At 61.5% G+C, this 8,190-nt stretch carries 7 protein-coding genes; 5 read left to right on the plus strand and 2 right to left on the minus strand.

The genetic code is table 11. The features are described from left to right. Positions 1–40: 40 nt before the first annotated feature. Entirely contained in the window at positions 41–2,419 is a 2,379-nt protein-coding gene (locus NTD89_RS06155) for a hybrid sensor histidine kinase/response regulator (RefSeq protein ID WP_262206751.1), read from the minus strand. Between the two features lie 286 nt (positions 2,420–2,705). Between NTD89_RS06155 and NTD89_RS06160 the strand changes: the two genes are divergently transcribed. The 4 genes from NTD89_RS06160 (at position 2,706) to NTD89_RS06175 (ending at position 6,227) form a co-directional block, all read left to right on the plus strand. After that, positions 2,706–3,503, plus strand: a complete 798-nt coding sequence (locus tag NTD89_RS06160) for a hydroxymethylpyrimidine/phosphomethylpyrimidine kinase (protein ID WP_124418525.1) — start codon at positions 2,706–2,708, stop codon at positions 3,501–3,503. A 19-nt stretch (positions 3,504–3,522) separates the two neighbouring features. Beyond that, a complete protein-coding gene (gene thiE, locus NTD89_RS06165; protein WP_262206752.1) occupies positions 3,523–4,152 on the plus strand; it encodes a thiamine phosphate synthase in 630 nt (209 codons plus the stop codon). Between the two features lie 11 nt (positions 4,153–4,163). Further along, a complete protein-coding gene (gene hemL / locus NTD89_RS06170) occupies positions 4,164–5,447 on the plus strand; it encodes a glutamate-1-semialdehyde 2,1-aminomutase (protein ID WP_106579359.1) in 1,284 nt (427 codons plus the stop codon). Between the two features lie 225 nt (positions 5,448–5,672). After that, the gene (locus NTD89_RS06175; protein WP_145162432.1) at positions 5,673–6,227 is read left to right on the plus strand and encodes a tetratricopeptide repeat protein; all 555 of its coding nucleotides are present in this window, start codon (positions 5,673–5,675) and stop codon (positions 6,225–6,227) included. 128 nt (positions 6,228–6,355) lie between these two features. On the opposite strand, the gene NTD89_RS06180 is transcribed toward NTD89_RS06175, so the two are convergent. Beyond that, positions 6,356–6,682: a DUF1820 family protein gene (locus NTD89_RS06180; RefSeq protein ID WP_003194436.1), complete on the minus strand. Its 327-nt coding sequence runs from the start codon at positions 6,680–6,682 to the stop codon at positions 6,356–6,358. Between the two features lie 131 nt (positions 6,683–6,813). On the opposite strand from NTD89_RS06180, the gene miaB reads away from it, so the two are divergent. After that, positions 6,814–8,142 carry a tRNA (N6-isopentenyl adenosine(37)-C2)-methylthiotransferase MiaB gene (gene miaB / locus NTD89_RS06185; RefSeq protein ID WP_145162435.1) on the plus strand — a complete coding sequence of 443 codons (1,329 nt, stop codon included), beginning with the start codon at positions 6,814–6,816 and terminating at the stop codon, positions 8,140–8,142. Positions 8,143–8,190: the final 48 nt, after the last annotated feature.

Below are 8,190 nucleotides of genomic sequence, written 5' to 3' on the forward strand. Positions count from 1 at the left end.
TTAAGCACCGTCACCGGGCTTAAAAAAGTGGCATACGCGCCTAATGTCCGGCACTTTCGCCCTCTAACGGGCACAGCAGCCGACGCTCCAGCACCGCCTGCAGCGCTTCAAAACGCACGGGCTTGGCCAGCCGGTCAGTGATGCCGATGCCATGGCAGCGCTCCCGGTCCGTCCCATTCAGTGAGGTACTCAGGGCGATCACCGGCAGTTCGCCACACCCCGGCAGTGCACGAATCTGACAGCACAATGAGAACCCGCCTTCAGGCACATCCAGCAGCACCGCATCAAATGTTTCACTCTGCAGCATCGCCAGCGCAGACGAACCGTTGTCCACGGTTTTCACCCGATAACCCAGCTTGAGCAGCATGCCACGCACCGCCAGTTGGCCGACGCTGTTGTCGTCCACCAGCAGCACCGCGCACTCGTGGGGCGCGCGCTGCGTCAAGGTTTCCTGGGGCGTCGCTTTGGGCTCAGGTGGCACCGGGCTTACCGTCACCTCGAGTTGGAAACGGCTGCCCTTGCGCGGCTCGGAATGATGGGTCAGGCGCCCACCGAGCAGTTCGATCAGCTGTCGGCAGATCGCCAGGCCGATGCCCAGGCCGCCGTATTCGCGGGTGGTTGAGCCGTCGAGTTGGAAGAAGCGCTGATACAGCGTGGCCTCGTCGAGGAAAGCGAAGCCGATACCACTGTCGGTGACGATAAAGCTCAGGCGCAAGCTGCCATCGTTTTGTGGAACACCCACCACGCGCAGGCGCACCGCGCCTTCGTGGGTGAACTTGAACGCGTTGTCGAGCAGACAATCCATGCACTGGATCAGTTTGTCGGCATCGCCGATCACGCGGTCCGGCAACTCGTCCGCCACGTCGATGGAAAATGCCAGGCCCTTGTTCTGCGCGCCGGTGCTGAACTGCTGACGCAAGGTGTCGAGCGCACCGCGCAGGCTGAACACCTGGGGCTGGGCGGTCAGGCGCCCGGCTTGCAGTTCGGTCAGGGTGAGGATGCCGTTGACCATGCGCATCATGTCCCGCGCCGAGCCGGCGGCGGTTTGCTGGTACTGCGCCAGGTCATCGTCCAACGGCACGGTTTGCATCAGCTCAAGGGAGCCGATCACGCCATTCATCGGTGTGCGCAGTTCGTGGGTCAGGGTGGCGAGGAATTCGTCTTTCAGACGATTGCTGCGCGCGAGTTGCTGGTTGAGCACTTCGAGTTTCTGGCTGGCGTCGAACAGGATTTGCGCCTGCTGCTCACGCATGCCATTGATGCGGTCCGCCAGGGCCAGTGAGAGCAGCGCCACTTCAATCGCAGAACCGAGCTGGCTGGCGTACATGGTGAGGAACATGTTGGGCAGGTAGCCCAATACCATCATCGTGTTGACCACCCCGCCGAGCAGGAATGCCGACCAGGCGATGATGAAATACCGCGCCATGCGCTGGCCGCAATACCAGGCCTTGATCGCGGCAACAAAGATGGTCACGGTAAACACCAGCGCCAGACCGGTGGCCAGGCGCAGGGCCACCGCATAGCTGGTCAGCAGCGCCAGCACCATCACCACCGCGCCGCAGGTCGCCAGCGCCAGCAAGATCCGGTCGAGCCAGCGGCTGTGCTGCGCGGTGTGCAGGAAGCTGCGCGCGAACAGGCTGCCGAACAGCGCTGCCGACCCGATCAGGAACGGCACCGCTGCATTCGACCACCACGGGTTGTTCGGCCAGAAGTACTCCACGGCCACGCCATTGACCGACAGTTGGTACAGGCCGAACGAGGCGATATACAGGATGTAATAGAGGTAGCTGGTGTCGCGTACGCTGAGGTAGATAAACAGGTTGTAGACCAGCATCCCCAGCAGTACGCCGTAGATGGCGCCCAGCACATACAAGCGCAGCGGTTGTTCTTCCAGGTAGGCGGTGCCGGCCCAGAGCGTCAACGGCGCCTGGATCGAGCCTTCGCTTTGCAGGCGCAGGTACACGGTTTGCTGCTGGTCGGGCACAAAGTTGAGCTTGAACAGGTAATTGCTTTGACGCACTTCACGGCTGGAAAAAGGCAGTGCACTGCCGGTGCGGGTGGTCAGTCGGTAGCCGCCGGTGCCGTCGTTCTGGTACAGGTCCAGGCGGTTCAGCGGCGGGTACGCCAGCTCCAGAAACCAGGTACGCGGCGCGCGAGGGTCAGTGGCGGTGTAATGCAGATCGACCTTGAGCCAGAACACCGAGCGTGAATAACCGGCATTGAGGGTGGCTTGGTCGTGGGTCTTGAACTGGGCGGCGTAGGCGGGGGAACTGACTTGGGCGATGGTGAGGGCGTCGGTAGGGTCTTCGAGTACTTGCATGACCCGGCCCAGCGGCAGGCTTCGAGTGCTCTGATTGAACTCGACGGCGCCGGCGAGCATCGGCAGCCCGCACAATAATAAGATCAGCAAATAGCGCATAGAGCCCCAGCGTGGCCTGTCCGGTTATGTCAAAAGCCCCCATTCCTTTTGAGAAGACGTATGCCGGCGATACAGTAAGTTGTTTGGATCCACTCTAGCATAGCCGCTGGAGGCCATTAGACACCATTGAAATAATTTTTTGAAAGGCTCTAGCACGCGGCTTTCAACGCATTTATGGCCCAACACTCGATAATGGCCATAAGCCATAAATGTGCCTGGACAGCGGCAAAATTCAACCCTCGCCAGACAGCCACGCAAAAAGCGTTTGGTGGTAAGCTCGCGCACCATGAATATCTACAGCTCTCGCCCCGTTGTCCTCTGTCTCTCCGGCCATGACCCAAGTGGTGGCGCCGGCCTGCAGGCAGATATCGAAGCCCTGCTCGCCCAAGGCTGTCATGCGGCTCCCGCCGTCACCGCCCTGACCGTGCAGAACACCGTCAATGTCAGCGATTTCCGCGTGCTCGACCGCGAGTGGGTCCTGGCCCAGGCGAATGCCGTGCTCGGCGATTCCGAAGTGGCGGCGGTCAAGCTTGGCATGCTCGGGTCCACCGCGATGGTCGACACCGTGGTCGAACTGCTGCAGGCGCACCCGCACCTGCCGGTGGTGTGCGACCCGGTGCTGCGGGCCGGCGGCGGTGGCAGCCTGGGCAAGGACGAAGTCGGCTACGCGATGCGCGAGCGGCTGCTGCCGTTGTCGCTGATCGCCACGCCCAACTTGCCTGAAGCGCGCATCCTCGCCGAACTGCCTGAAGGCACCGCGGACGAATGCGCCGAGAAGCTGCTGCCGTTTATCAAGCACCTGCTGATAACCGGCGGCCACGGCGACGAGCATGAAGTGCACAATCGCCTGTACAGCCGCGACGGCACGCGCCAGACCTTTACCTGCCAGCGCCTGCCCGGCAGCTATCATGGTTCGGGCTGCACGCTGGCCAGCGCACTGGCCGGTCGCATCGCCCAGGGCGAAGGCCTGGTCAGTGCTGTGCAGTCGGCGCTCAACTACACTTGGCGCACCTTGCGTGACGCCGAACAACTCGGCCAGGGCCAGTTCGTGCCGCGCCGTTTGCCGCTGGATTTCTGCTCTTAAAGCACAAGAGGCCTGCCCGATGAAACTACGTGGCCTGTATGCCATTACCGACAGCCAACTGTTGGCCGGCAAATTTCTCGCCTACGTCGAAGCGGCATTGGACGGCGGCGTAACCCTGCTGCAGTACCGCGACAAAAGCAGCGACGAAGCCCGCCGCCTGCGAGAGGCGGAGAAACTGCGCGAGCTGTGCTCGCGCTACAAGACCCAGCTCATTATCAATGACGACGCCGAACTGGCCGCGCGCCTGGGCGTGGGCGTACACCTGGGCCAAACCGACGGCCCACTGACCCCGGCCCGAGCGTTGCTCGGTTCCAAAGCGATCATCGGCGCCACCTGCCACAGCCAGATCGAACTGGCCGAACAGGCCGCCAAGGAAGGCGCCAGCTACGTCGCCTTCGGCCGCTTCTTCAATTCCAACACCAAGCCCGGCGCACCCGCCGCCTCCGTTGACATGCTGGCCCAGGCCCGCGCGCGCCTGCAGCTGCCGATCTGCGTGATCGGCGGCGTCACCCTGGAAAACGCCGAACCACTGGTGGCCCACGGTGCCGACCTGCTCGCCGTGGTGCACGGCCTGTTCGGTGCCGACAGCACCCAGGAAATCACGCGCCGCGCGCGCGCATTCAACGATCTTCTTAAAATTTCAGTTTAGAGAGCCCGACCATGTCCCGTTCCGAAACCCTGTTTGCCAATGCTCAAAAACACATTCCCGGCGGTGTGAACTCCCCCGTGCGTGCGTTCAAGAGCGTGGGCGGCACGCCGTTGTTCTTCAAGCATGCCGAAGGCGCCTACGTCACCGACGAAGATGACAAGCGCTACGTTGACTACGTGGGTTCCTGGGGCCCGATGATCCTCGGCCACAGCCACCCGGACGTGCTCGATGCGGTGCGCCAGCAGTTGCAACACGGCCTGTCCTACGGCGCTCCGACCGCCATGGAAACCGAGATGGCGGACTTGGTGTGCTCGATCGTGCCGTCGATGGAAATGGTGCGCATGGTCAGCTCAGGCACTGAGGCCACCATGAGCGCGATTCGCCTGGCCCGTGGTTTTACCGGCCGCGACAGCATCATCAAGTTCGAAGGCTGCTACCACGGCCACTCCGACAGCCTGCTGGTAAAAGCCGGTTCCGGCGCGCTGACCCAGGGCGTGCCGAGCTCGGCCGGTGTACCGGCGGCCTTCGCCAAGCACACCCTGACCCTGCCATTCAACGACATCGCCGCCGTCGAGCAGATGCTCAGTGAAGTGGGCCAAGAGGTGGCGTGCATCATCGTCGAGCCGGTCGCCGGCAACATGAACTGCGTACCGCCGGCGCCTGGCTTCCTTGAAGGCCTGCGCGAGCAGTGCGACAAGCACGGCGTAGTGCTGATTTTCGACGAAGTCATGACCGGTTTCCGTGTCGCCCTCGGCGGCGCCCAGGCTTACTACGGCGTCACGCCCGACCTGAGCACCTTCGGCAAGATCATCGGCGGCGGCATGCCGGTGGGTTGCTTCGGCGGCAAGCGCGACATCATGCAGCACATCGCGCCACTGGGCCCGGTGTACCAGGCGGGCACCTTGTCGGGTAACCCATTGGCGATGGCGGCCGGCCTGACCACCTTGCGCCTGATCAGCCGCCCGGGCTTTCACGCCGAGCTGACCGACTACACCACGCGCCTGCTCGATGGCCTGCAACAGCGCGCCGATGCTGCCGGCATCCCGTTCGTCACCACGCAAGCCGGTGGCATGTTCGGCCTGTACTTCAGCGGTGCCGACGATATCGTCACCTTCGATGACGTGATGGGCAGCGATGCCGACCTGTTCAAGCGCTTCTTCCACTTGATGCTGGAAGGCGGCGTTTACCTGGCACCGAGCGCCTTCGAAGCGGGCTTCACCTCGATCGCCCATGGCGATGCAGAGTTGAAATTGACCCTGGATGCTGCCGAGCGCGCCTTCGCGGCCCTGAAATAAGGCGCCTATCAAGCTGACGTTGCCTTGGGTGACGTCAGAATTTGCTACTTTGCTTACAGCGCTTTCCTGCATTTTTCGAGAAATCACCTGCAATCCGGCAGATAACTTGCCCACGCAGCAGAAAAACGAGTAAAGACTTTGTAAGCAGAGGCCTGCTTATTTCATAATGCGCGCTTATTGGACCCGCGAGGGTCCGCGCGCCCCGTCAGAGGTAAGTCGATTCCCATGAAACGCACCGGCCGCACCCTGGTTCTGGGCTGCCTGTTGCTCCTTCAGCCGCTGCTGGCACATGCACAAGCAGGCGGCAACTCGTTGTTAATCCCAGCGATGGGTCGTTGCACCCTCAATACCCAGCCAGACAGCCAGGCCGAAGCCCTGAGCGCGTGCCAGAAACAGGCCGACGGCGGGGATGCGCAGGCGCAATACGAGTTGGGCGAGTACTACCACGACGACAAAAACCCCGCCCGCGACCTCAACAAGGCCTTGAGCTACTTCGAGAAAGCGTCGTTGCAGGGCCATGCCCAGTCGCAATTCGAACTGGGAAAAATGTTTTTCCATGGCGAAGGCGTGCCGGCCAATAACGTCCAGGCCTATATCGTGCTGAAAATGGCCGCGGTCAACGGCGCTGAAGACGCGCTGGACACCGCCGACGAAGTCGCCGAGCACATGCAGCGTGATGAGTTGGAAGTGGCGACCCAGGTGTTGGGCCAGATCTTCCGCAATTACTTGCAGGAATTGCAGAGTGCCGATGGGCGCTCGCCCTTCTCGCCCCTTCCCTGATTTCAGCTAAACCCTTCTACCGCTATTGCAGACAAGCCAGCTCCCACACTTGAACGCGCTCCAAGATTGGAATGCAATCGAATGTGGGAGCTGGCTTGCCTGCGATGGGCACACCTCGGTCTAACGCCCTACTTCTCAGGCATTGGCATCGGAAACGGCATCACATTGCTGGTGCCACGCGCTTCGCTGATTTTCGGCGTGCCCAGGCGCTCGACTTCGTCGATGCGCACAATCGAGTGCATCGGCACAAAGCTGCGCACCACGCCTTCAAACTGCGCTTTCAGCTTTTCCTCGCCCGGATCGACGACCAACTGGGTGCGCTCGCCAAAGACGAACTCTTCCACTTCCAGAAAGCCCCACAGATCACTTTGATAGATCTGCTTGGCGTACATTTCGAACACCTGGCCCTGGTTAAGGAAAATCACCTTATAGATTGGAGCTTCACGTTTGGTCATGGTGGGCGAATAACACATCGGGGATATAAAAGAGGGCGCGAACTATAGCATGGCACCCGATGCACAACGCTAGGAACCAATGGACATGCCCCCTATAATGCGCGGTTCTTTACCACCAGTTGACGATTCCCATGGCCAAGAAGCTTTACATCGAAACCCACGGTTGCCAGATGAACGAGTACGACAGCTCGCGCATGGTCGATCTGCTGGGCGAACATCAGGCCCTGGAAGTCACCGCCCGCGCCGAAGATGCTGACGTTATCCTGCTCAATACCTGCTCGATTCGTGAGCGCGCCCAGGACCGTGTGTATTCCCAGCTGGGCCGCTGGCGTGAGCTGAAACTGGCCAACCCGGACATGGTGATTGCCGTTGGCGGCTGCGTGGCCAGCCAGGAAGGCGCCGCGATCCGCGACCGCGCGCCCTATGTTGACGTGGTCTTCGGCCCGCAGACCCTGCACCGCCTGCCGGAAATGATCGACGCCGCGCGTATCACCAAGCTGCCGCAGGTGGACGTGTCGTTCCCGGAAATCGAAAAATTCGACCACTTGCCCGAGCCGCGCATCGATGGCCCGAGCGCCTATGTGTCGGTGATGGAAGGCTGCAGCAAGTACTGCACCTTCTGCGTGGTGCCTTACACCCGTGGTGAAGAAGTCAGCCGGCCGTTTGATGACGTGCTGGCAGAAATTATCCACCTGGCCGAAAACGGTGTGCGCGAAGTCACCCTGCTGGGCCAAAACGTCAACGGCTATCGCGGTCAGACCCACGATGGTCGCCTGGCCGACCTGGCAGAGTTGATCCGCGTAGTGGCCGCCGTCGATGGCATCGAGCGCATTCGCTACACCACCTCGCACCCGCTGGAGTTCTCCGACAGCCTGATCCAGGCCCATGCCGAAGTGCCGGAGTTGGTCAAACACCTGCACTTGCCGGTGCAATCGGGCTCGGACCGCATTCTGTCGGCGATGAAGCGCAACCACACGGCCCTGGAATACAAATCCAAGCTGCGCAAACTGCGCGCGGCGGTGCCGGGTATCTGCATCAGCTCGGACTTTATCGTCGGCTTCCCTGGGGAGACCGAGAAAGATTTCGAGCAGACCATGAAGCTGATCGAAGACGTCGGTTTCGACTTCTCCTACTCGTTCGTCTACAGCCAGCGACCGGGCACCCCGGCTGCCGACCTGGCGGATGAAACCCCGGAAGCGCTGAAAAAAGAGCGCTTGAACGCGCTGCAGCACCGTCTGAACCAGCAAGGTTTCGAAATCAGCCGACAAATGGTCGGCTCGATCCAGCGCATCCTGGTCACCGACTATTCGAAAAAAGACCCGGGCGAGCTGCAAGGGCGTACCGAGAACAACCGCATCGTCAACTTCCGCTGCGACAACCCAACCCTGATCGGCCAGTTTGCGGATGTGCACATTGATGCGGCGCAACCGCACTCGTTGCGCGGGTCGTTGGTTAACTGATCGCTCTGACCTGATGTAGATCAAAATGTGGGAGCTGGGGTTGGGGGG

The sequence above is a fragment of the Pseudomonas sp. 14P_5.3_Bac1 genome (assembly GCF_025466135.1).
Lineage (GTDB): Bacteria > Pseudomonadota > Gammaproteobacteria > Pseudomonadales > Pseudomonadaceae > Aquipseudomonas.

What these genes read in the sequence shown, in the direction of transcription:
- NTD89_RS06180 (WP_003194436.1), bottom strand. Translation starts at nt 6,682, where the DNA reads ATGACCAAACGTGAAGCTCCAATCTATAAGGTGATTTTCCTTAACCAG.
- miaB (WP_145162435.1), top strand. Translation starts at nt 6,814, where the DNA reads ATGGCCAAGAAGCTTTACATCGAAACCCACGGTTGCCAGATGAACGAG.
- NTD89_RS06155 (WP_262206751.1), bottom strand. Translation starts at nt 2,419, where the DNA reads ATGCGCTATTTGCTGATCTTATTATTGTGCGGGCTGCCGATGCTCGCC.
- NTD89_RS06175 (WP_145162432.1), top strand. Translation starts at nt 5,673, where the DNA reads ATGAAACGCACCGGCCGCACCCTGGTTCTGGGCTGCCTGTTGCTCCTT.
- hemL (WP_106579359.1), top strand. Translation starts at nt 4,164, where the DNA reads ATGTCCCGTTCCGAAACCCTGTTTGCCAATGCTCAAAAACACATTCCC.
- thiE (WP_262206752.1), top strand. Translation starts at nt 3,523, where the DNA reads ATGAAACTACGTGGCCTGTATGCCATTACCGACAGCCAACTGTTGGCC.
- NTD89_RS06160 (WP_124418525.1), top strand. Translation starts at nt 2,706, where the DNA reads ATGAATATCTACAGCTCTCGCCCCGTTGTCCTCTGTCTCTCCGGCCAT.